Annotated in this window: 23 protein-coding genes; 10 read left to right on the top strand and 13 right to left on the bottom strand. The window is 72.4% G+C overall.

Annotated elements, in window-relative coordinates; genetic code table 11:
- The first annotated feature begins 61 nt into the window (after positions 1-61).
- Entirely contained in the window at positions 62-922 is an 861-nt protein-coding gene (locus tag ACIBQ1_RS00485) for a GNAT family N-acetyltransferase (RefSeq protein WP_397273780.1), read from the top strand.
- On the opposite strand, the gene ACIBQ1_RS00480 is transcribed toward ACIBQ1_RS00485, so the two are convergent.
- A complete protein-coding gene (locus ACIBQ1_RS00480) occupies positions 879-3,080 on the bottom strand; it encodes an MMPL family transporter (protein ID WP_397273779.1) in 2,202 nt (733 codons plus the stop codon). The two genes, ACIBQ1_RS00485 and ACIBQ1_RS00480, sit on opposite strands and share 44 nt — an antisense overlap.
- 97 nt (positions 3,081-3,177) lie before the next feature.
- Here ACIBQ1_RS00480 and ACIBQ1_RS00475 point away from each other — a divergent pair, with 97 nt between their 5' ends.
- Entirely contained in the window at positions 3,178-3,771 is a 594-nt protein-coding gene (locus ACIBQ1_RS00475; protein WP_397273778.1) for a TetR/AcrR family transcriptional regulator, read from the top strand.
- Positions 3,772-3,784: 13 nt separating this feature from the next.
- On the opposite strand, the gene ACIBQ1_RS00470 is transcribed toward ACIBQ1_RS00475, so the two are convergent.
- Together ACIBQ1_RS00470 and ACIBQ1_RS00465 are read right to left on the bottom strand one after the other, a co-directional pair.
- On the bottom strand, positions 3,785-4,807 hold the full coding sequence (locus ACIBQ1_RS00470; RefSeq protein ID WP_397273777.1) for an alkaline phosphatase PhoX: 1,023 nt from the start codon (positions 4,805-4,807) through the stop codon (positions 3,785-3,787).
- A 240-nt stretch (positions 4,808-5,047) separates the two neighbouring features.
- Complete coding sequence (locus ACIBQ1_RS00465; RefSeq protein WP_397273776.1) at positions 5,048-5,509, bottom strand: Dps family protein; 462 nt, start codon at positions 5,507-5,509, stop codon at positions 5,048-5,050.
- A gap of 114 nt (positions 5,510-5,623) precedes the next feature.
- Between ACIBQ1_RS00465 and ACIBQ1_RS00460 the strand changes: the two genes are divergently transcribed.
- The gene (locus tag ACIBQ1_RS00460; RefSeq protein ID WP_397273775.1) at positions 5,624-6,343 is read left to right on the top strand and encodes a MerR family transcriptional regulator; all 720 of its coding nucleotides are present in this window, start codon (positions 5,624-5,626) and stop codon (positions 6,341-6,343) included.
- Complete coding sequence (locus ACIBQ1_RS00455; protein WP_397273774.1) at positions 6,340-8,721, top strand: VIT domain-containing protein; 2,382 nt, start codon at positions 6,340-6,342, stop codon at positions 8,719-8,721. Before ACIBQ1_RS00460 ends, ACIBQ1_RS00455 begins: the two co-directional genes overlap by 4 nt.
- Positions 8,722-8,765: 44 nt before the next feature.
- Here ACIBQ1_RS00455 and ACIBQ1_RS00450 read toward each other — a convergent pair whose 3' ends face one another.
- Positions 8,766-9,029, bottom strand: coding sequence for a YciI family protein (locus ACIBQ1_RS00450; RefSeq protein WP_355365252.1), 264 nt, complete (start codon positions 9,027-9,029; stop codon positions 8,766-8,768).
- Between the two features lie 72 nt (positions 9,030-9,101).
- Between ACIBQ1_RS00450 and ACIBQ1_RS00445 the strand changes: the two genes are divergently transcribed.
- The 3 genes from ACIBQ1_RS00445 (at position 9,102) to mmuM (ending at position 11,647) form a co-directional block, all read left to right on the top strand.
- Positions 9,102-9,776: a Crp/Fnr family transcriptional regulator gene (locus ACIBQ1_RS00445; RefSeq protein WP_397273773.1), complete on the top strand. Its 675-nt coding sequence runs from the start codon at positions 9,102-9,104 to the stop codon at positions 9,774-9,776.
- A gap of 88 nt (positions 9,777-9,864) precedes the next feature.
- Positions 9,865-10,704 (top strand): trehalose-phosphatase, encoded by an 840-nt coding sequence (gene otsB, locus ACIBQ1_RS00440; protein ID WP_397273772.1) that lies wholly within the window; start codon positions 9,865-9,867, stop codon positions 10,702-10,704.
- A gap of 76 nt (positions 10,705-10,780) precedes the next feature.
- Positions 10,781-11,647 carry a homocysteine S-methyltransferase gene (mmuM, locus tag ACIBQ1_RS00435; RefSeq protein WP_397273771.1) on the top strand — a complete coding sequence of 289 codons (867 nt, stop codon included), beginning with the start codon at positions 10,781-10,783 and terminating at the stop codon, positions 11,645-11,647.
- 45 nt (positions 11,648-11,692) lie between these two features.
- Here mmuM and ACIBQ1_RS00430 read toward each other — a convergent pair whose 3' ends face one another.
- Positions 11,693-12,118, bottom strand: coding sequence for a DoxX family protein (locus ACIBQ1_RS00430; RefSeq protein ID WP_397273770.1), 426 nt, complete (start codon positions 12,116-12,118; stop codon positions 11,693-11,695).
- An 82-nt stretch (positions 12,119-12,200) separates the two neighbouring features.
- On the opposite strand from ACIBQ1_RS00430, the gene ACIBQ1_RS00425 reads away from it, so the two are divergent.
- Positions 12,201-12,662 carry a MarR family winged helix-turn-helix transcriptional regulator gene (locus tag ACIBQ1_RS00425; RefSeq protein WP_397273769.1) on the top strand — a complete coding sequence of 154 codons (462 nt, stop codon included), beginning with the start codon at positions 12,201-12,203 and terminating at the stop codon, positions 12,660-12,662.
- 2 nt (positions 12,663-12,664) lie between these two features.
- Here the strand turns inward: ACIBQ1_RS00425 and ACIBQ1_RS00420 are convergent, their stop codons facing one another.
- Positions 12,665-13,372, bottom strand: coding sequence for a lysophospholipid acyltransferase family protein (locus ACIBQ1_RS00420; RefSeq protein WP_397274536.1), 708 nt, complete (start codon positions 13,370-13,372; stop codon positions 12,665-12,667).
- 173 nt (positions 13,373-13,545) lie between these two features.
- Between ACIBQ1_RS00420 and ACIBQ1_RS00415 the strand changes: the two genes are divergently transcribed.
- Both ACIBQ1_RS00415 and ACIBQ1_RS00410 read left to right on the top strand, forming a co-directional pair.
- Positions 13,546-14,304 carry an alpha/beta hydrolase gene (locus ACIBQ1_RS00415; protein WP_397273768.1) on the top strand — a complete coding sequence of 253 codons (759 nt, stop codon included), beginning with the start codon at positions 13,546-13,548 and terminating at the stop codon, positions 14,302-14,304.
- A gap of 46 nt (positions 14,305-14,350) precedes the next feature.
- Positions 14,351-14,824, top strand: coding sequence for a hypothetical protein (locus ACIBQ1_RS00410; RefSeq protein ID WP_397273767.1), 474 nt, complete (start codon positions 14,351-14,353; stop codon positions 14,822-14,824).
- 10 nt (positions 14,825-14,834) lie between these two features.
- Here the strand turns inward: ACIBQ1_RS00410 and ACIBQ1_RS00405 are convergent, their stop codons facing one another.
- The 7 genes from ACIBQ1_RS00405 to ACIBQ1_RS00375 form a co-directional block, all read right to left on the bottom strand.
- Complete coding sequence (locus tag ACIBQ1_RS00405; protein ID WP_397273766.1) at positions 14,835-15,980, bottom strand: hypothetical protein; 1,146 nt, start codon at positions 15,978-15,980, stop codon at positions 14,835-14,837.
- 37 nt (positions 15,981-16,017) lie between these two features.
- On the bottom strand, positions 16,018-16,677 hold the full coding sequence (locus ACIBQ1_RS00400; RefSeq protein WP_397273765.1) for an endonuclease/exonuclease/phosphatase family protein: 660 nt from the start codon (positions 16,675-16,677) through the stop codon (positions 16,018-16,020).
- A gap of 32 nt (positions 16,678-16,709) precedes the next feature.
- Positions 16,710-17,642 (bottom strand): ROK family glucokinase, encoded by a 933-nt coding sequence (locus ACIBQ1_RS00395; RefSeq protein WP_397273764.1) that lies wholly within the window; start codon positions 17,640-17,642, stop codon positions 16,710-16,712.
- A 15-nt stretch (positions 17,643-17,657) separates the two neighbouring features.
- Positions 17,658-18,083 carry a DUF5304 family protein gene (locus ACIBQ1_RS00390; protein WP_397273763.1) on the bottom strand — a complete coding sequence of 142 codons (426 nt, stop codon included), beginning with the start codon at positions 18,081-18,083 and terminating at the stop codon, positions 17,658-17,660.
- A 42-nt stretch (positions 18,084-18,125) separates the two neighbouring features.
- Complete coding sequence (locus ACIBQ1_RS00385) at positions 18,126-19,286, bottom strand: ArsA family ATPase (RefSeq protein ID WP_397273762.1); 1,161 nt, start codon at positions 19,284-19,286, stop codon at positions 18,126-18,128.
- 1 nt (position 19,287) lies between these two features.
- On the bottom strand, positions 19,288-19,722 hold the full coding sequence (locus ACIBQ1_RS00380; RefSeq protein ID WP_397273761.1) for an SRPBCC family protein: 435 nt from the start codon (positions 19,720-19,722) through the stop codon (positions 19,288-19,290).
- A gap of 67 nt (positions 19,723-19,789) precedes the next feature.
- A complete protein-coding gene (locus tag ACIBQ1_RS00375) occupies positions 19,790-20,557 on the bottom strand; it encodes a metallophosphoesterase (protein ID WP_397273759.1) in 768 nt (255 codons plus the stop codon).
- Between the last annotated feature and the right edge of the window lie 7 nt (positions 20,558-20,564).

The following is a 20,564-nucleotide window of genomic DNA, read 5'->3' as shown; positions in this document are numbered from 1 at the left end:
GAGTTCGTTGACAGAGGCAAGGGTCTCTGAGGTCAGAGCCTTCAACCGGTTCTATACGAAAGTGATCGGCGCGCTGCAGGCGGGCCTGCTCGACTCGCCGTACTCGCTGACCGAGGCGAGGGTGCTGTTCGAGCTGGCGCACACCGCGCCGATGGAGACCGGGGCGCTGCGCACCCTGCTCGACCTGGACGCGGGCTACCTCAGCAGGATCCTGGCGCGCTTCGAGACCGACGGGCTGATCTCGCGCGAGCGCTCCTCCTCTGACGCCCGCAAGCAGCTCGTACGGCTCACCTCCGCCGGCACGGAGACGTTCGGGAGCCTCGACAGGCGTTCGGCCGAGGAGATCGAGCGGCTGCTGTCCGGGCTGCCGGACGAGAGCCAGGGGCGGCTGGTGGCCGCCATGGGCACGATCAGGGGGCTGCTGGGGGACGGGGGCGCCGGGCGGCCGTACGTGATCAGGCCCCCGCGCACCGGCGACCTGGGCTGGGTCGTCTACCGGCACGGCGACCTCTACAGCCGCGAGTACGGCTGGGGCGTCGAGTTCGAGCAGCTCGTCGCCAGGATCGTCGGCGATCTGGACTTCTCCCGGGACGCCGGGTGGATCGCCGAGGTGGGCGGCGAGCGGGCCGGGTGCGTGTTCTGCGTGCGGCAGGACGAGACGACGGCCAAGCTGCGGATGCTGCTGGTGGAGCCGTCCGCCAGAGGGCTGGGGCTCGGGCGGCGGCTCGTGGAGGAGTGTCTGCGGCACGCGCGGGCCGAGGGGTACAAGCGGATCACGCTGTGGACCCGCGACTGCCTGGGGAGCGCGCGGCGGATCTACCAGGGGGCCGGGTTCGAGCTGGACTCGGAGGAGACGGGCATGGAGAACGGGGTCGAGGTCACCGAGCAGATGTGGTCGCGCGACCTCCAGGCCACCAGTTGAGCGGGCCCGCCAGGCGCATCAGGCTCGGCACCAGCACCGCCCTGATCACGGTCGCGTCCACCAGCACGGCCACCGCCATGCCGACGCCCAGCATCTGCACGAACATCACCTGCGCCGTGGCGTAGGCGGCGAACGTGAGCGCCAGGATCCCGCCGGCGGCCGTGATCAGCGGGGCGCCGCGCTGCAGGCCGGTGGCCACGGCCCGCTCGGTGTCGCCGGTCCTGTCGTACTCCTCCTTGATGCGGGAGAGCAGGAACACCTCGTAGTCCATCGACAGGCCGTACGCGACGCACAGCATCAGGATCGGGATGCTGGGGTCGAGCGCGCCCGTCGGGGTGAAGCCGAGCAGGCCGGAGAGGTTGCCGTCCTGGAAGACCCAGACGATGGCGCCGAACATGACGCCCATGCTGAGCAGGTTCAGGAGGGACGCCTTGAGCGGGATGACCAGGCTCCCGGTCATCCCGAGGAGGACCAGGAACGTGACGCCGAGCATGAGGGCCAGCACCAGGGGGAGCCGGTCGACGACGGAGGCGCGGTAGTCGGCCAGCTCGGCCGGGTAGCCGCCGACGAGCACCTCGAAGGGGGGCTCCACGGCGCGTACGGACTCCACCAGCCGCACGGGGTCGCCGGCCAGCGCCTCGGCGGACGGGACCACGGACAGCCAGGTGTCCCGGATCGACCCCCGGCGGAACCTCTCGGGGGCGCCGTCACCCACCCGGCGGCCGTCCGCGAACGAGCCGGCGGCGGAGTCGACCTGGGCGACCCCGGGGAGCCGGGACAGCGCCACCACATACGGCGAAATATCGCCTGACGCCGGATTTTTGGGGATGATCTGGATGGCGTCGGTCTCCTCCGCCGGGAAGGACTGGCGGACGACCTCCTGCGTCTGCCGGGACGACGCCTCCGGGGGCAGGACCCGGTCGTCGGCCACGCCGAACCGCAGCCCCAGGAACGGCGAGGCGAGCAGCAGGAGCACCGCCGTGGCCAGCCCGCCGAAGACCAGCGGCCGCCGCATCACCCGGGTGGCCAGCGCGTGCCAGAACCCCGGGTCCCGCTCCGGCCGGACCCGCCGTGCCGGCCTCGTTCGGGGGAGCACCGTGCCCCCGAACGAGGCCAGCACGGCGGGCAGCACGATCACGGCCGCGAAGAGCCCGCCGGCGACGACGGCGATGCCCGCGTACGCGAAGGATCTCAGGAAGTCGAACGGCAGCGCGAACAGCACCGCGAGGGACGAGGCCACGGTGAGCCCGCTGAACAGCACCGTCCGCCCCGCGTGCTCCACGGCCCCGGCCACCGCGCCCGCCCGGTCCGCGCCCCGCCGCGTCTCCTCCCGGAAGCGCTGGATGACGAACAGGCAGTAGTCGATGCCGAGCCCGAGCCCCATCGCGAGGGTCAGGTTCAGGGCGAACGTGGAGATGCCGGTGAAGGCCAGCGGCACGCGCAGCAGCGCCAGCCCGATCACCATCGCGACCAGCCCGGCCAGGATCGGCACCAGGGCCGCCATCGCGCGCCGCTGGTAGAGCCAGAGCAGCGCGAACGCCAGCGGGAAGATGACCAGCTCGGCCCGGACGAAGTCCTGCCTGGACAGCGGCACGGTCTCCCTGAACACCTCCTCCCCTCCCCCGGCCCGCACCTGGAGCAGATCGGTGCCCTCGGTGATCTCGGGCACGAGCGTGGGCAGCACCTGCCCGCGCACGTGGTCGGCGTCCCCGGGGATGCGCACCACGACCAGCGCGTGCCTGCCGTCCTCGCTGCGCATGGTGACGGGCCTGCCACGGGTCCAGTACGACGCGGACTCGGCGACGCCCCCCTGCCCGCCGATCCGCGCGGTCAGCGCCCTGCCCTCGGCCTCGACCGCGGGGTCGTCCACCGTGCCGCTCTTCGCGGTCACCAGGAAGATCATGTCCGGGCTGCCCGTCCCGAACCGCTTCACCAGCTCGGCCTGCGCCCGGTCGGACTCCGACCCCGGCGCCTCGAACCTGGCCAGTGACAGCCGCGGCACCGCCCCCGCCGCCAGCGCCGCGGCGACGGCGAGCACGACCAGGGCCAGGGCGAGCACGGCCCAGCGGCGCCGGACGAGCAGGAAGCCCAGCCTGCGCAGCGGCGGCCCGCCCGTCTCCGCGTCGTCGATCGGTCGTTGCCGCGTGTTCAGCGCCATGTGGGTGCCCCCGGATCAAAACTCGGTAAACTACTCGTGTTTGCCCTTCCGGATCAGAAGTACAAGTAAATGCTCGCATTTGTCAATGAGGAGACCCATGCCTGAACGCACGGTTCGCCGGCAGGCGCGCGGCCTGAAGCGCATGGCGGAGATCCTCGACGCCGCCGAGTCGGTGATCGCCGAGGCCGGATACCCGGACATGACGACGAACCACGTCGCCGCGCGGGCGGGAATGTCGCCGGGGTCGCTCTACCAGTTCTTCCGCAACAAGGAGGAGATCCTGGACGGGCTGGTGGCCCGCTACACCGACGACCGGCAGGAGTTCTGGGCCGCCCGGCTGGCCGCCGTCACCCCCGAGGTGCCGCTGGAGGCGCTGGTGGAACAGGTCGTGGACGAGAGCGTCAGGTTCAAGGGCGCGTCACCGGCGTACTGGTCGCTCCTGTACGGGTCGGCGACGGGCGATCAGCTGGCCGCGGCCTCGCGGCGGCTGCACGCCGACATCGCCCGGCAGGTCGCGACCATGCTCCGCCGCCGCTCCCCCGACCTGGCGGAGGAGCGCGCCGAGCTCATGGGGACGATGGCGGTGGCCATGGTGAAGGCGGTGATGCCGCTGGCCACCACGGCGCCGCCGGAGCGCGGCGCGGAACTGGTGGCGGAGCTGAAGCTCGCCCTGGTCCGCTACCTGCGGTGACGGCGCTCCGCGGTCAGCTCCGGAAGGGGCCCGCCACCTCGAAGGTGTGGCCCTCGGTGCGACCGCGCCGGGCCGAGAAGTAGAGCCGCTCGCCCACCGGCGAGAACGCCAGCCCGGTCAGCTCCGCCCCGCCGTGCCCCTCCAGTCTGAGGAACGGCGTGACCGCGCGGTCGGGGGTGATGACGTCGATCTCCGTCGTCTCCCTGGCCACGTAGAGGTCGCCGGAGGGGGCGGCGGTGATGGCGCGCACGCCCGCGCACAGCCGGTCGAGCGTGGAGGTCTGCGCGTCGTAGGCCCACAGGGCCGTGTCGCCCTTGGTCGTGAAGTAGCACACCCCGCCCGCGTAGTGGCAGCCGTCGCCGCCGTCGAAGTGGCGGGCGTCCTCGACCTGGTGGCGGGCCTCCGTGAGCAGGGCCGCCGGCGAGGGCACCGCCCGCCAGTGACCCGAGGAGCACAGCACCTCCAGCGTGCCCTCCGTCAGATCGCCCCAGTCGCTCGGCCTGAACCGGTAGAAGCAGCCGTCGGGCTCGTCCTCGGTCATGTAGACGACGCGCCGCTCGGGGTCGCAGGCGGCGGCCTCGTGCTTGAAGCGGCCCATGGCCAGGCGGGGCCGGGCGGCACGGGCGCCGTACGGGTCGCACTCGAACACGCGGCCACGGTGGCCCAGCTCGCACGACAGCCAGGTGTGCCACGGCGTGGCGCCGCCCGCACAGTTGAGGTCGGTGCCGGACAGGATGCGGTACGCGTCACCGACCGAGCCGTCGGCGCGGAAGCGCAGCGCCGACGCGCCGCCGAGCAGGGGCAGCTCGGAGTTGGACACGTAGATCCAGCCGGCGCCGTCGGGGAAGCAGGCGCCGCCGTCGGGGGCCGCGTGCCAGGTCAGCCCGGCGACCTTGTGGCCCGAGCGGGCCACCACCCTGCCGGTGAAGCCCGAGGGCAGCGCGAGACCGTCGGCGCCCGGCAGGCCGAGCGGTCCGTACGGGCTGATGCCGCCCGGCACGAGCGGGCCCGTGCGGAGGAGAGTCTTGTGGGACATCGTGGGGCCTCCCTCTAGGTGCCACGCTAGTCGACCGCACCGACATGAATGACAGGGACTCGCGACATCAAACTCTGCGCAAACCCCGGGCTCCCACTGTGCGATCATCCGGCCAACTCACGCCCGCGAACCGCTGACCTGCGCTTCTCCGGCCCACTTATCCGGCCGGGCCCGGGTCTCCCTCGCGACATGCCGAAGCCCGGGCTCCCGTCCGTGCGGGCTCCCGGGCTCGCCGGCGGGTCAGGCCTGGGCCTGGAACATCCAGTGCTGCTTGTCGATGTCCTGCGCCACCGCGATGAGCAGGTCCTGGGTGACCGGATCGGGCTCGTCGGTCGTCCGGACGCGCTCGTGCATCCGCTTGCTGATGCCCTGCAGCACATCGGTGATCGTCGCCACGACCTTGCCGTCCTCGATCCAGCCGGACTCCGGCTGCTGAAGCTTCGTGGACCTGGCGACCGTGGCGGAACGTCCGTCGGGGTTGACCCCGAGGGCGACGGCGCGTTCGGCGATGGCGTCCATGTGGGTCCGGGCGAGATCGGTGAGTTCGTCGAGCTGGAGGTGGATCGGGCGGAAGTGCGGGCCGACCAGGTTCCAGTGCGCCTGCTTGGCGACCAGCGAGAGGTCGATGAGATCGACCAGGGCGCCCTGGAGGGCTTCCGCGACGATGTTCTTGGCATCACCCGAGAGTGGGCCAGTGATCATGGCCATGTCCTGTTCCTCCCCGTCGGTCGGACTTTTCCCTATTTAGAACGACATGGCGGCGGCCATTCTTCCGCATCATTGACAGTGTAATAATGACAGTGTCATTGTGGAGGTATGAGCGACACCTGGAGCATCGGCGAGCTGGCCGAGCGCGCGGCGCTGGCGCTGCGCGCGAGCCCGGACGGCGCGCCGCCCGTCAACGGCCGGGTCCGCGATGTGCCCGGCGAGCGGCTGATCAGGTGGTATACGACGATCGGGCTGGTGGACCCGCCGCTGACCAGGCGCGGCCGCATCGCCCGGTACGGTCGGCGGCACCTGCTGCAACTCGTGGCCGTGAAACGGCTGCAGGCGGCCGGGCGCTCGATCGCCGAGATCCAGGCGGCCCTGGCGGGCGCCACGGACCGCATGCTGGAGACCGCCGCGAGCCTGGAGCCGGCGGCCGCAGTGGCCGCGAACCCGGCCTCCGGGACGACCCCGCAGACGGCGGCCCGCCCCGAGGCCACGCCGCTCGAAGCGCCCGACGACGCGCACCCAGTGACCGACGCCGCCGGCGATCGGCAGGGTGGTGCGCGGGCCGACGGGGAGCCGGGGCGGGGGCGGTTCTGGGCTGAGCGGCCGGGCAAGGGCCTACCGAGAGGCGCGCACCGAGACACGCACGGAGACGCGCACGGAGACGCCGCGGACGGTGGGGCGGTCGTCGTGGGGGTCAGGTTGGGGGACGGGGTGCGGCTGGTGTTGGACGCGGGCCGGGTCCCGTCCGAGGAGGATGTTCAGGCGGTGCTGGCGGCCGCAGGGCCGTTGCTCGCGGTGCTCGAAGAGAGGGAACTGGTATGAAGATCACTTCGCTGGAGCCCGCACGGTGCCTGCCGGTGCCCGATGCCGGGTTCGGCGCGCTGCGGACCGAGCGCGGCAACCTGCCGCTCGAGAGCGTGGACGTGACCGCCGGCATCTCCGGGCTCGTCGCCGGGGTCGAGGTCACGCAGGGGTTCAGGAACCCGTTCGACGTCACCCTGGAGGCCACCTACGTCTTCCCGCTGCCCGACCGGGCGGCCGTCACCGGGTTCAGGATGGAGGCCGACGACCGGGTGATCGAGGGCGTGCTGAAGGAGCGCGCCCAGGCCAGGGCCGACTACGACCAGGCGCTGCGCGAGGGCAGGCGGGCGGCGATCGCCGAGGAGGACCGGCCCGACGTGTTCACGATCCGGGTGGGCAACATCCTGCCCGGCGAGCGCGTCTCGGTCCGGCTGACCATGAGCCAGCCCCTGCCGTACGAGGACGGCGCGGCCACGTTCCGCTTCCCGCTGGTCGTGGCCCCGCGCTACATCCCGGGCGGTCCCGTCGACGGCCCGCCCGCGGGCGACGGCGTCGCGCCCGACACCGACGCGGTGCCGGACGCGTCCCGGATCAGCCCGCCCGTCCTGCTGCCCGGCTTCCCCCACCCGGTGCGCCTCTCGCTGAGCGCGAGCGTGGACGCGGCCGGGCTGGAGCTGCGCGAGCTGGCCTCCAGCCTGCACGTGGTGGAGGAGCAGGGCCACACGGTACGCCTGCGCCCCGGCGAGCGGCTGGACCGCGACTTCATCCTGCGGCTGTCGTTCGACGCGTCCACGTCGCTGCAGCTCGACGGCCCGCCCGGGCAAGGGGGGACGTTCGCGCTCACCGTCGTGCCGCCGCCGCTCCCGTCCACGCGCACGCCGCGCGACCTGGTGCTGGTGCTCGACCGTTCCGGCAGCATGGGCGGCTGGAAGATGGTCGCCGCGAGGAGGGCCGCCGCCCGCATCGTCGACACGCTGACGGCCGCGGACAGGTTCGCGGTGCTGACGTTCGACTCGGTGGTGGAGGAGGCGTTCGAGGGCCTGGTGGAGGCGTCCGACCGCAACCGCTACCGCGCCGTCGAGCACCTCGCGCGGGTGGACGCCCGCGGCGGCACCGAGCTGCTGGAGCCGCTGCGCCGGGCCATCGCCCTGCTGGGCGGCCGCAACGAGCGGGAGCGGGTCGTGGTGCTGGTCACCGACGGCCAGGTCGGCAACGAGGATCAGATCCTGGAGCAGGTGGGCGGCGCCCTGTCGGCGATGCGCGTGCACACGGTCGGCATCGACCGCGCCGTGAACGCCGGCTTCCTCGGCCGCCTGGCCGGGCTCGGCGCGGGCCGGTGCGAGCTGGTCGAGTCGGAGGACCGGCTGGACGCGGCCATGGAGCAGATCCACCGCAGGATCGGCGCTCCCCTGGTGACCGACCTCTCGATCAAGGGGCTCGAGGTCGAGCCGGACACCGTCACCCATCTCGGGTCGATCTTCCCGGGCGTGCCGCTGCGCGTGTACGGGCGCCACCGCGCGGGCTCCTCGCTGACCGTGCGCGGGCTGGCGGCCGGCGGGCCGTGGGAGGAGCAGGTCACGGGCGTGGCGGTGGACAATCCGGCCATCCGGGCCGTGTGGGCGCGCGCGCACCTGCGGGAGCTGGAGGACCGGTACGCCATGGGCGAGCACGACCTGGAGCAGCGGATCGTGCGGACCTCGCTGGAATACGGCGTGCTGTGCCGCTTCACCGCGTACGTGGCGATCGACACCAGGCAGGTGGCCGAGGGCGGGCCGGAGCACCGGGTCATCCAGCCGGTCGAGCCGCCGAGCGGGTGGGAGCTGCCGCAGAACCCGCCCATGATGGGCTTCGCGGCGCACGCGGCGGTGATGGCCGCCCCACCGCCCGCGGTCCATCGGATGCGGCTGCCGGATCCCGGCCTCGGTCCCGCCGACGCGCAGCCGGACTTCCTGGCCGGCGGGCCTGCCGGAGGGTTCGGCGGGCCGCCGATGCCGGCTCCCGCCGCGCCGAGCGTCCCCGGCGGCAGTGGCAGGCCCGGCGATGGCAGGCCCGGCGGTGGCGGACGCGGGTGGGCGCCGAAGTTCGCGCCGGGACCCGCTCACCCGCTGGACTCGGTCAGGCCGCAGCTGGTGGCCGAGCTCGACCGGCTGAAGGCGCTGCCCATGGCCGATCTGCTCTACCTGGCGGACCTGGGCTCGCGGCTGGCGGCGCTGGCGGCGTGCCTCGGGGGGAGCGCGGAGCTGGAGTCGCTGGCCGGCGAGCTGGAGGCGGCCGAGCGGCCGGGCGCCGACGCCCAAGCCCTGCACGACCGGGCGGTGGAGGTCCTCACGGCCCTCGTGGGCGGCCCCGCGCCGGACCAGCACGGCTCTCGCCGCGGGCCCTTCTGGAAGCGCTCGTAGGCCACGGCGTTCTCCGGGGCCCGGCCGGGCCCCGGAGAACGCGGCTACAGGATCGGGGTCCACCGCTTCATGAGGACGATCTCGTAGCCGTTCACCGCCGTGTACGGGTCCTCGCGGAGGATGTCGCGCAGCTCGGCCTCGTCCGCCACCTCGTACACGTGCAGCGCCCCCGAGTCGTCCGCCCACGGCCCGGCGGTCACCAGCCGTCCCTGGTCCTTGAGCCGCCGCAGGTGTTCGCGGTGCGCGGGGCGCGCCGCGAGGCGGCCGGGGGTGCCGTCGAAGGCCAGTTGGAGTACGTATCTCGCCATGCCCGCACGCTAGGGGCCGCCGGTGCCGGCGCTCAGCATCACCGGGCACCGGGGTGGTGTATATCGGGATACATGACGTTCACGCTGGCCGACCTGCCGATGTTCGGCGGGCTCGGCGACGGGCGGCTGCGCAGGCTCGCGGCGCTGTCGCGGCGGCGGCGCTACCCGGCCGGGCAGGTGCTGTGCACCGAGGGCGACCCGGCCGAGCACCTGATCGTGCTGCTCGACGGGCGGGTCAAGGCCGGGCGGGTGAGCGCCGAGGGCAAGGAGGTGGTGCTCGCCGTGGAGGAGGCGCCCGTCGCGTTCGACAAGACGGCGCTGCTCGTGGACGGCCCGCACCGGGCGACCCGGACGGCGATGACGGCCGTGGAGGTGGCGTACGTGCCGCGCTCCGCGGTGCTGGAGCTGGTCGCCGCCGAGCCGTCCGTCGCGGCGCGGCTGCTGCGCACGCTGGCCGCCACCGTCAGGGACCTCGACGAGCGGCTCACCGACGCGGCGGTGCGCGACGTGCCGTCCCGCGTGGCCGGCTGGCTGGTACGGCGCTGCGCCGGCGGCCGGGTGCCGCTGCACGGGGGCCAGGCGGGTCTGGGGGCCGAGATCGGCGCGACCAGAGTGAGCGTCAACCGGGCCCTGCGCGGGTTCGAGCGGCGGGGGATGATCGAGATCCGGACCGGCGAGGTGGTCGTGCTCGACCCGCGCGCCCTCTCCCGCCTGGCGGCCCTTCCGGCCCCGGACAGGGCATCGTGATCATGAACGGCGGGTGGCGGGCAAGGGCCGGGAAATTCACGGGGAGGCGTCTATCGGAGCCGGTCACGCTGTTCTATCGTCACTGAGCATGGCGACCTCTCGCGCCCCGCTCCGCTTCGCCGAAGCAGTGTCCGCCACCGTCTCGGAGAGCGCCAGATCCGGCTTCTTCTTCGACTACGACGGGACTCTCGCCCCGATCATGCGCGACCCCGGCGCGGTGCTCCCCGTGGCCGGCGCGGTGGCGCGGCTGCACGTGCTGGCCAGGCTGGTGAGCAAGGTCGCGATCGTGTCCGCCCGCCCCGCCGCGTACCTGCGCGACCGCTTCTCGGGCGCTCCCCAGGTGCGGCTGTTCGGCCTGTACGGCATGCAGACCGTCGTCGACGGCCGGGTGCGCACCGACGCCGGGGCCGAGCCGTGGGCCCCGGTCATGCGGCGCGTGGCCGAGGAGGCCGCCCGCGACCTGCCGCGCGAGATCCTGGTCGAGGACAAGGCGCTGATCGTGGCGCTGCACTACCGGTCGGCCCCGGCGCTGCGTGGAGCGGTCGAGCGGTGGTCGTCCCGCAAGGCGGCCGAGCTGGGGCTGCGGGAGCAGTACGGGCGCATGGTCGTCGAGCTGAGGCCGCCCGTCGAACACGACAAGGGCACGGTCGTCGCCCGCGAGATCGAGACGCTGACCCGCGCCTGGTACTTCGGCGACGACCTGTCCGACGCCCGGGCCTTCGACGCGCTGCGCGGCGGGGAAGAGCGCGACCCGGCCTTCATGGGCGTCCGGGTCGCGGTGGCCAACGCCGAGACGGGCGACGAGCTGGCCCGCGGGGCGGACTTCACGGTGGACTCTCCCGAGGACACCCCGGCCCTGCTCGACCACGTGATCAGCGCCTTCCCGGGACGGCCGCCGGTGGTGGGGGCGGGCTCGCGCCCCAGGTAGGCGGCCCCAGTAGACGGCCCCGGTAGACGGCTCGGTAGATGGCTCGGCCCCGCCCGCGGGCTCGTACTCTGGTGGGGTGACTGCACTTGTCCTGGACGGCGGCCTGTCCACCCAGCTCGAACGGCTCGGCGCCGACCTCGGCGACGAGCTCTGGTCGGCGCGGCTGCTGCTGGAGCGGCCCGAGCTGATCCGGCGTGCCCACGCCGACTACTTCGCGGCGGGCGCCGACGTGGCCACGACCGCCAGCTATCAGGCCACGATCGCCGGGTTCGTCCGGCGCGGCCTGGACGTGGCGGCGGCCGAGCGGCTGATCAGGCTGTCGGTCGAGCTGGCCGAGCAGGCCCGCGACGAGGCCGGTCGCGGGCTGGTGGCGGCCTCGGTCGGCCCGTACGGCGCCTATCTGGCCAACGGCGCCGAATACACCGGCGACTACGACCTCGACGAGGACGGCCTGTTCGACTGGCATCTGCCGCGCTGGGAGATCCTCGCCTCGACCGGGGCCGACCTGCTGGCCTGCGAGACGATCCCGTCCTACCCCGAGGCCCGGGTGCTGGCCAGGCTGCTGGCCCGCACGCCCGGGGTAAAGGCGTGGGTGAGCTTCTCGTGCCGCGACGGCGAGCGGCTCAACGACGGCACGCCGATCACCGAGGCGGCCGCGCTGTTCAGCGGAAACCCGCAGGTGGTGGCCGTCGGGGCCAACTGCACCGCGCCGCGTCACATCCCCGGGCTGATCTCGTGCCTCGCGGGCGGGCTGCCCGTGGTGGTCTACCCGAACTCGGGCGAGACGTGGGACGCCGGGCACCGCCGCTGGCTGGGACTGGCCGACCCGGTGGAGTTCGGGCAGGCGGCCAAGGAGTGGCAGCAGGCGGGCGCGTCGCTGATCGGCGGGTGCTGCCGTACCACTCCTGAGCACATCGCGCAGATCCGCGCCCACCTGTCCTGAGACGGCGGGACCCCGCGCGGGCGCGGGGTCCCGGAGGAGCAGGCGTCAGGCGAGCGCCGACTCGGGGCGGCGGCGGCCCAGGACGTTGTCGAGCGCCAGCGCGCCCCCGCCCGTGAAGCCGATGGCCAGGCTGGCCGCGGCCAGCGCCAGGACGAACTCGTAGCCGCCCTCGCCGGCGCTGAACCCGCTCCCGCCGTGCACGAACACGATGGCGCCCACCATGTCGAGGGCCAGCAACGTGCCCACGATCGGCAGGGCGGCGCCCAGGATCAGCGCCAGGCCGCCGGCCACCTCCAGCGCCGCGACGGCGGGAGCGGCCACCGAGGCCAGCGGGATGCCCACGGACTCGAAGAACTTGGTCGTGCCCGCGATCCCCATGGTCGCGAACTTCTGGTAGCCGTGCACGAGGAAGATCACGCCGATGGCGATCCTCGCGAGCAGCAGGACGATGGGGCGCGCCTGGCCGATCATGCGATCTCCTTAAGGTCGTTCAGATTTGAACAACAACCCTAGCATCGAAAGTTAAAATCTGAACGACAAGTACACTGGGTCGGTGACGAACCCCCGATGGCTGGACACGACGGAGATGGCGGCGTGGCGCGCCTTCCTGTCCACTTCCCACCTGCTCGAACGGCGCATCGAGGAGCAGCTCAAGGCCGCGGCCGGGTTGACCCATCCCCAGTACGAGATCCTGGTGCGGCTGTCGGACGCCCCCGGGCGTCAGATGCGCATGACCGAGCTGGCCAAGGGCGTCGTGGTGTCGAAGAGCGCGCTGACGTACCAGATCACCCAGCTCGAGAAGGCGGGCCTGGTGGAACGCGCCACCTGCCCCGGCGACGAGCGCGGGGTGCTGGCGGTGCTCACGGAAGCGGGCGCGCGCTGCCTGGAACGGGTGGCGCCGGGCCACCTGGAGGTCGTGCGGGCCTATCTGATCGACCGGCTCAGCCGCGAGGAGCTGCACACGATGACCACGGCCATGAAGAAGACCGAGGAGGTCTTACGCTCCGCCGGGTGAACTCACCCCTTGGCGGCGGCGGCGCGGGCGGCGCGCTCCAGCTCGACCTTGGCGCTGGCGGCGTACTTGTCGACGTATTCCTGCCCGGACAGCTCCATCAGGGCGTACATGATCTCGTCGGTCACCGCGCGCAGCACCAGCCGGTCGTCCTCCATCCCGTAGTAGCGGGAGAAGTCGAGCGGCTTGCCGAACTTGACGCCCGGCCGGATCCCCATCTTCGGCAGCGGCCGCCCGGGCGGCATCATCTCGTAGGTGTTGATCACGGCCCACGGGATCACCGGCACCCGCGACTCCAGGGCGAGCCGCGCCACACCGGTCTTGCCCTTGTAGAGGCGGCCGTCGGGTGAGCGGGTGCCCTCGGGGTAGATGCCGAGGATGTGACCCTCGCGCAGGATGCGCAGGCCGGTGCGCAGCGCCGCCTCGCTCGCCTTGCCCCCGGAGCGGTCGATCGGCACGGTGCCGACGCCGCTGAAGAACAGCCGGGTGAAGAAGCCCTTGACGCCGCGCCCGGTGAAGTAGTCGGCCTTGCCGAGCGAGATGACCTTCCGGCGGATCTGCAGCGGGCCGAAGAAGTGGTCGGCGAACGACAGGTGGTTGCCGGCCAGGATCGCGGGCCCCTGTTTGGGCACGTTGTCCGCGCCCTCCGTCCACGGCCGGAAGACGGTGAGGAGGATCGGACCCAAGATGGCCTTGACCACCCAGTAGAACACCCCGGCACCTCTTCTCCAGCGCGTACGTGTGACCAGAGTCATCTTCCCACCTTGAACACGATGCTCCTACACCAGCTCTCGCACAAACACCCCGGAACGTGCGACGATCGGGCCGTTCCCGGAGGATTTCCCGGGAGGGATATCCCGGAATGAAACTGCATGGAGGAGCTGTTATGCCGCTCATGCCAGGCGCGGAGCCCTACCACCATCAAGCAGGCCAGGTCGGCGTGCTGCTCTGTCACGGGTTCACCGGCACGCCGCAGTCGTTGCGGCCGTGGGCGGAGTACCTGTCCGGGCACGGGGTGAGCGTCTCGCTGCCCCGCCAGCCGGGGCACGGGACCACGTGGCAGGAGATGAACAGGACGCGCTGGGAGGACTGGTACGCCGAGGTGGAGAAGGCGTTCGCGGACCTCCAGGGGCGCTGCCCGGACGTGTTCGTGGCGGGGCTGTCGCTGGGCGGCTGCCTGGCGCTGCGGCTCGCCGAGGTGCACGGCTCGGCCATCGCCGGCGTGATCGCGGTCAACCCGTCGATCGCGAACGACGTGCCGCTCCTCAAGCTCGCTCCGCTGCTCAAATGGTTCGTGCCGTCGGTGCCCGGCGTCGCCAACGACGTCAAGAAACCCGGCGTGACCGAGCTGGCCTACGCCCGCACCCCGGTGAAGGCGGCCGCCTCGCTGCCCGCGTTGTGGTCGCTTGTGCAGGCCGACCTGGCTAAGGTGACGCAACCACTGCTGGTCTTCCACAGCACGGAGGACCACGTGGTGAAGCCGACGAGTGTGGCGATCATCCGTGAGAGGGTCCCACAGGCCACGATCGAGGAGCTAAGCGATAGCTACCATGTTGCGACGCTTGACAACGATGCCGACAGGATCTTTGCCGGGAGCCTCGACTTCATCCGGACACATGCCTCGGTACCCTTGCAGAGGGACTGATCGCACCCAGGGGGAAGTCGCGATCGCTGTGGAGAGGTCCATCTAGGTGACGCCCCAGAGTGACGAGGACGAGGTCTGGCGGCAGATCGTCGCGTCCTTCAACGACACCGTCGAGCATGACCCGGCCGACCAGCCATGGCCGGACAGCGAGAACGTCCCCGCCGAGCCCACCCGCCGAGTGGTGAAACCCTCGGAGGAGCCCGAGCCCGGCGAGGACCCCTACAAGGACCCGTACCAGGATTCAGCGGACGACGAGAACGAGGAGGAGGAGGAGGGCCACTTCGAGCCGCCCCCTCCGCCTCCGCTGCCCAAGCTCGACCTGCCCACCAAGCTGGCGTGGGTGGCGCTGTTCGGCGGCCCCGCCTATCTCCTGGTGGCCGCGATGGCGAGCTGGCACATGGAGGGCTGGGCGCTGTTCACGGCGGTGGCGGCGTTCATCGGCGGGTTCGTGGCGCTGGTGGTGCGCATGGGCGACGGCCCGCCCAACGACTCGGGCTGGGACGACGGGGCCGTGCTGTAGGGGCCGGCCGCTAGGACTTCGCGGTGGTGGTCTTGGGCGCGAACGACTCGACCACGTCGGTGTAGCGGTCGCGGGTGTCGACCGCGTGCCCGACCGCCCACACCGTGCCCTTGCCGGGCAGGTAGGCCACGGCCTGGAGGCGTACGCTGCTCCTGCCCTGCTTGGCCCCGCCGCGGATGGTCGCGCACTCGCCCTTCTCGCAGCGCAGCATGAACGGCTCGGCGGCCCGCGCCGGGTCGTAGCCGGTGATCCAGTAGCGGCCCTTGCCGTCGCCGGTGACGCCGTACAGCCGGGCGTCGGAGATCGGCACCGGCTGCTCGCTCCAGCGCTTGCCGTTCCAGGTGAGCACGAGCGGCGAGACGTCGCCGGGCCCGCGGTAGACGCCGCCGACGGCCACCGCCCGCTTGGCGTTGTCGACCTGCAGGTCGCGCAGGTAGCCGCCGGGGATCGAGGGCACCGGCATGGACTTCCACGAGCCGCCCGAGTTGTGCACGATCAGCGGTGCGGAGCCGGTGTCGCCGACGGCGAACCCGCCGGCCACGGCGTAGAGCGCGCCCTTCTCCTCGGTCTGCTGCACGGTCCAGGAGTTGCCCTGGCCGGTGAGGATGAGGCCCTGCTGGTCGCGGCTGCCGACCGCCACGACCCGCCCCGGCTTGGCGTCCACGCCGCCCAGCCAGTCTCCCGCCCGCAGGATCGGGGTGTAGGGGCGGTCGTCGTCGGGGGTGCCCTGCGGCCTGACCCGGTCGAACCCGCTGACGTCGCCGTGGGCCAGATAGGGCAGCCCGTCGTGCCCGTCGCCCACCGCCCACACGTCGGACGGCCCGGCCACGGCCAGCGAGCGCAGGCTTCCCGCGGCCGTGGCGTCGCGGATGGAGATCTCGGACCAGCCGCTGCCGTTCCAGTGGCGGATGGTGCCCCGGTTTTTCCAGACGTCCCAGATCTCCTGCTGGCCGACCGCCCACACGTCGTTGGAGGTGACGGCCAGCACGTCGGACAGTGAACCGTCGGCCTGCAGGCGCACGCTTGTCGACTGCTGCCACGCCTCCATGGTGGAGGGGCGGCGGGGTTCGGCATGCGCGGCGGGCGTGACCTGCGTCAAGGCCACGGACGTCGCCAAGATGAAGGAGAGCGCACGCCGCTGATCGCGACGGGTCATGAGCAAATGCTACGGGCTGGGGGGCCGGTCTTGCCCGTTAGTGCCCAACTCTCAACTCTGCGACAACAGGCAAATGGTCGCTGGCCCCGGCGAGATCGGCGATCGGCGCGTCCACTCCCCCGCACGACACGACACGCGCGTCGCGGGCGGCGAACACGCCGTCGATGCGTACGGACGGCCGGGCGGCGGTGAACGTCAGGCCGTCGCCCTTGGGCGCCACGGCGTGGCAGTCGGCCAGCCGTCCGGCGAGGTAGCGCCAGGCCGGCTGGTGCGCCTGCTCGTTGATGTCGCCGCCGAGCACGATCGTCGCCCCGAACCGGGCGGCCGCGCGCTCCATCAGCGCCACGGCCTCGGCGGCGTGGTGCACCCTGGCCGGGCCGTTGAGGTCGAGATGCAGCGAGCCGACGGCCAGGCGGGCCCCGTCGACCTCCACGACGGCGAGCGCGAGCGCGCGCCGTTCCAGCCCGAGGAAGGCTCGCAGCCGGTGGCTCTCGGTGTGCAGCACGGCGGCGCGCGGGCCGGTGAGCACGGCCACGCCGCCGATCCGGCCGGGGGTGGCCACGCGCAGGCCCGCCGCGGCGGCCAGGGCCCCGCGCCTGGCCCGCCACCGGACGAGCCTGGGCGCCTCCTGGACGCACAGCACGTCGGCGCGCATGGCGGCGACGACCCTGGCCAACGCGGGCACGCTGTCACGCATCCCGCGTACGTTGTACGTGCCGATCCTGACCGTCAGCGCAGCCTGGCCAGATCGGCGGCGCCCACCACCCCGGCGGAGGCACCCAGCTCGGCCAGCCTGATCTCGGCGAGCGGCCGGTGGCCGCGACCGGTGAGCTTGTCGGCGAAGACCTGGCGGGCCCGGTCGATGAACAGGTCCGCGGCCCGGGAGACGCCGCCGCCCACGATGAAGCAGCCGGGGTCGAGGACGGAGGCCAGGTCGGCCATGCCCTGGCCCAGCCAGTCGGCCAGGCTGGCGAACGCGGCCAGCGAGGCCTCGTCGCCCAGCCGGGCCGCGTCGGTGATCTCCTCGCCCTCGATCTTGCCGCCGGCCAGGCCGAGAAGGATCTTCGCCTGCTCCGGATGGGCCTCGGCGATCTCCCTGGCGTCCTTGACGAGGGCCTGGCCGCTGGCGTACTGCTCCCAGCAGCCGATGTTGCCGCAGCCGCACTGGCGCCCGCCGGGGAGCACCTGCATGTGGCCGAACTCGGCGCCCATGCCCCAGCGGCCGCGGTAGAGGGAGCCGTCGACGACCAGGCCGCCGCCGATGCCGGTGCCGAGCGTGATGCAGACCACGAAGGACTGGCCCCGCCCGGCGCCGAACCTGCTCTCGCCCCACGCCATGGCGTTGGCGTCGTTCTCGATCACGACCGGCAGGCCGACGAGGCCGCTGATCTTCTTCTGCAGCGGCTCCTCGCGCCAGGCGAGGTTCGGGGCGAAGCGCACCATCGAACGGGTCTCGTCGACGAACCCCGCCGCGCCGACCCCGACGGCCTCGATCCGCCTGCCCGCGCTCAGCTCGCGGACGACGTCGGCCACCGTCTCGGCCACCAGGTCGGGGCGGTCGGCGGCGGTGGGCCTGAGTGTGTGTTCGACGATCACGCCTTTGTCGTCGACCACACCGGCGGCCACCTTGGTCCCGCCGATATCGACACCGATCGTGAGCATTGGCCCCTTATCTCCCTATCCCAGATCTATGTGTTCCACGTTGCCACCGCGGTCCGGCTGGGTGCCACGGCGCTCCGACGAGTCCTCGCGCGACCCGCGGGAGGCGGGCCTGCTCAGCGTGTCGAGCGCGCCGCGGAACGCGGCGAACAACTCGCCGCCCGCGGCCATCAGGTGCCCCGTGACGTCGGCGCCCGACTCGCGCTGCGCCGCGATGGCCCGGCACCACGGGCAGGCCCGGCAGATGTACTCGTCGTGGGGCTCGGACACCGCCTCTTCCCACACGTCGCGCTCCCTGCGGCCGCCTCCGCCGGTGAAGGAGTTGAGCACGCTCTTGCCGACCTGGCGGGTGGCCCGGCCCTGGATCGACTCGAACAGCTTGCGCGCCTCGTCGGCCACGGTCCCGATGGGGTCTCTGTCGTTGCTGGTGTTGCTCTCGGTCATCTCGCCCTCCCTGCGTATGGGTCGCTCATCCTCCTCAACTCATCAGGACGCGGATTCGCTCCCCGGGCTGAAACCTACCCGCAGCACGCCGTCGCGGAGCGCGGCCCCGGTGATCTTCCTGCGCGCCAGGGCCGCGGGCAGCGCCAGGATCCGCCGGTACGGCCCGGCCGTGATGATCAGCTCGTCGCCCTTGCGGGCCAGGTCGACGTCGCCGCGGTCGGCGCCGGGCAGGGCGAGGACCAGCTCGTCGGCGTTCATCCGCAGCGGCGGCTCGACGGTGTGGGCGGCGAACGGGTCGGACTCGCCGTACATCGCCTCGCCCACCCCGGCCAGCGCGTCCTTGCCGACGGGCTCGGCGGGCAGGTAGGGGATGACGTGGATGGGCAGCGGCGCGAACGACTGCTCCGCCTCGGCCAGCAGCCTGGACTGCGCCGCCGCCCACTGGGCGCGCCACTCGTCGGCGCCGCCGGAGGGGAAGACGCGGTTGGCGATGACGGCGTCGACGCGGTAGCCGTACAGGTTGAGCGAGGTGAGGGTGCGCCTGGCCTCGGCGAGCACGACGGACTCGGGCGTGAGCACGAGCCGCACGGAGGCGTGGTCACCGGTGAGCAGCTCGCGCACCTCCATGAGGCCGCGGTGCAGGCGCTCGCCCGCGCTCATGACGTCGTCGCCGGGCGCGCTGACGTGGGCGACGCTGCGCACGAACGGCGAGACGAGCCGGACGAGCCTGCGGCCGACCGGCATGAGCTTGCTGACGTGCCAGTCGAGCGCCTCGGGCAGGGCCAGCAGCCGCAGCGTCTCGGCGGTGGGCGCGCAGTCGACGACGATCACGTCCCAGCGGCCCTCGCGGGCGTGCTCGCGCAGCTCCAGCAGGGCGATGACCTCCTCGGCGCCCGGCAGCACGGTGATCTCCTCGGAGGTGATCTCGTCGAGCCCCAGCTCGCTGAGCACCCCCCTGGCGTACTGCTGCAGCTCGCCCCAGTGGCGCTCCAGCGACTTCTGCGTGTCGACCTGGTGGAGATGCAGACCCGGCGCGACCTCGCCGGGCTCGACGTCGAGCGCGTCGGCCAGCGAGTGGGCGGTGTCGGTCGAGACGATCAGCGTCTTGAGCCCGCGACTGGCGGCGAGCGTGGCCGTGGCGGCGGCGGCCGTCGTCTTGCCGACGCCGCCTTTCCCTGTGAAGAGCAGGACCCTCGGGCTCAACTCAGTTGCCTTCGACGCGCTTCTTGAGGCCCTTGAGCGCGGTGTCCACGATCACCTTCTCGGCCTTGCGCTTGATCATGCCGATCATGGGCACGCTCAGATCGACCGTGAGCTCGTACGTCACGTCGGTGCCCCTGCCCGTGTCGGCGAGCCGGTAACTCCCGCGGAGGTCGGAGACCATCTTCCCCGGCTCCACCACCTGCCAGCTCACGTGGTCGTCCTGCCAGGTGTAGCCGAGGGTGTAGGTGTCACTGATCATCCCGGCGTCGAGGACGAAGCGCACCGTCTCCGGCATGCCCTGCCCGTCGGTGGTGAGGACCTCGGCGCTCTTGACCTGTCCGGCCCAGTCGGGATACGAGGAGAAGTCGGCGATGACCGCCATGACCTCGGGCCGGCCGGCGCTGATGGTGGTGCTCGAAGTGGTGCGATCAGCCATGCGACCACCGTAATGCAGAACCACCTCGTTGCGGTGGATCGCCCGGCGTGGCCCACCGCAGGCCGGGTCACCATTCGAGGACGAATGGCACGCCCTTTCCCCGGAAGTGGCCGACGTTCACGCATTCGGTGCGCCCGATGCGGGTGCGCGCGTAGAGCGGTTGGTGCACGTGGCCGAAGAGCGCGTAGCGCGGCTGGGTGCGCTTGATCGCCTCTAAGGTGGCCTCGCTGCCGCGCTCGAACCGCCTGGCCACCACGTCATAGAGGAGCTCGGGCACGGCCGGCGGGATGTGGCAGCACAGCACGTCCACCTCGCCGACCGCCTCGACCTTGGCCGCGAACTCCTCGTCGCTGATCTCGTACGGGGTGCGGTAGGGGGTCCTGAGCCCGCCCCCGACGAACCCGAACCGCAGGCCGCCGATCTCCGCCACCTGCCCGTCGAGCACCTGGAGGCCGGGCCTGAGGTAGTCGGCCCACAGGCGCGGCAGGTCGACGTTGCCGTAGGTGAGGTAGGCCGGGGTGGGCATGGCGGCGAAGAGGGTCTCGTACTGGGAGCGCACGTGGCGTTCGATGTGCTCGCGCGGGTCGCCGTCGAGCGTCGCCCACAGGCGCGCGGACATGGCCCTGGCCTCGTCGAACCGCTTGGCCGTGCGCAGCGCGATGAACTCGGCGGCCCGCTCGGCGCCGAACAGGTCGGCGAAGATGCCCTGCGCGTGGTCGTCGTAGTCGACGAAGAGGATCAGGTCGCCCAGGCAGACCAGCGCGTCCGCCCCGTCGCCCGCCCTGGCCAGCGCGTCGGCCCTGCCATGGACATCACTGACGACATGGACCCTCATGGGGCAA

It is taken from the genome of Nonomuraea sp. NPDC050153 (assembly GCF_044460125.1).
In the GTDB taxonomy this organism is placed as follows: Bacteria; Actinomycetota; Actinomycetes; order Streptosporangiales; family Streptosporangiaceae; genus Nonomuraea.
Note: the sequence above shows the minus strand (reverse complement) of the source record. Positions and strands in the feature narration are given on the sequence as shown.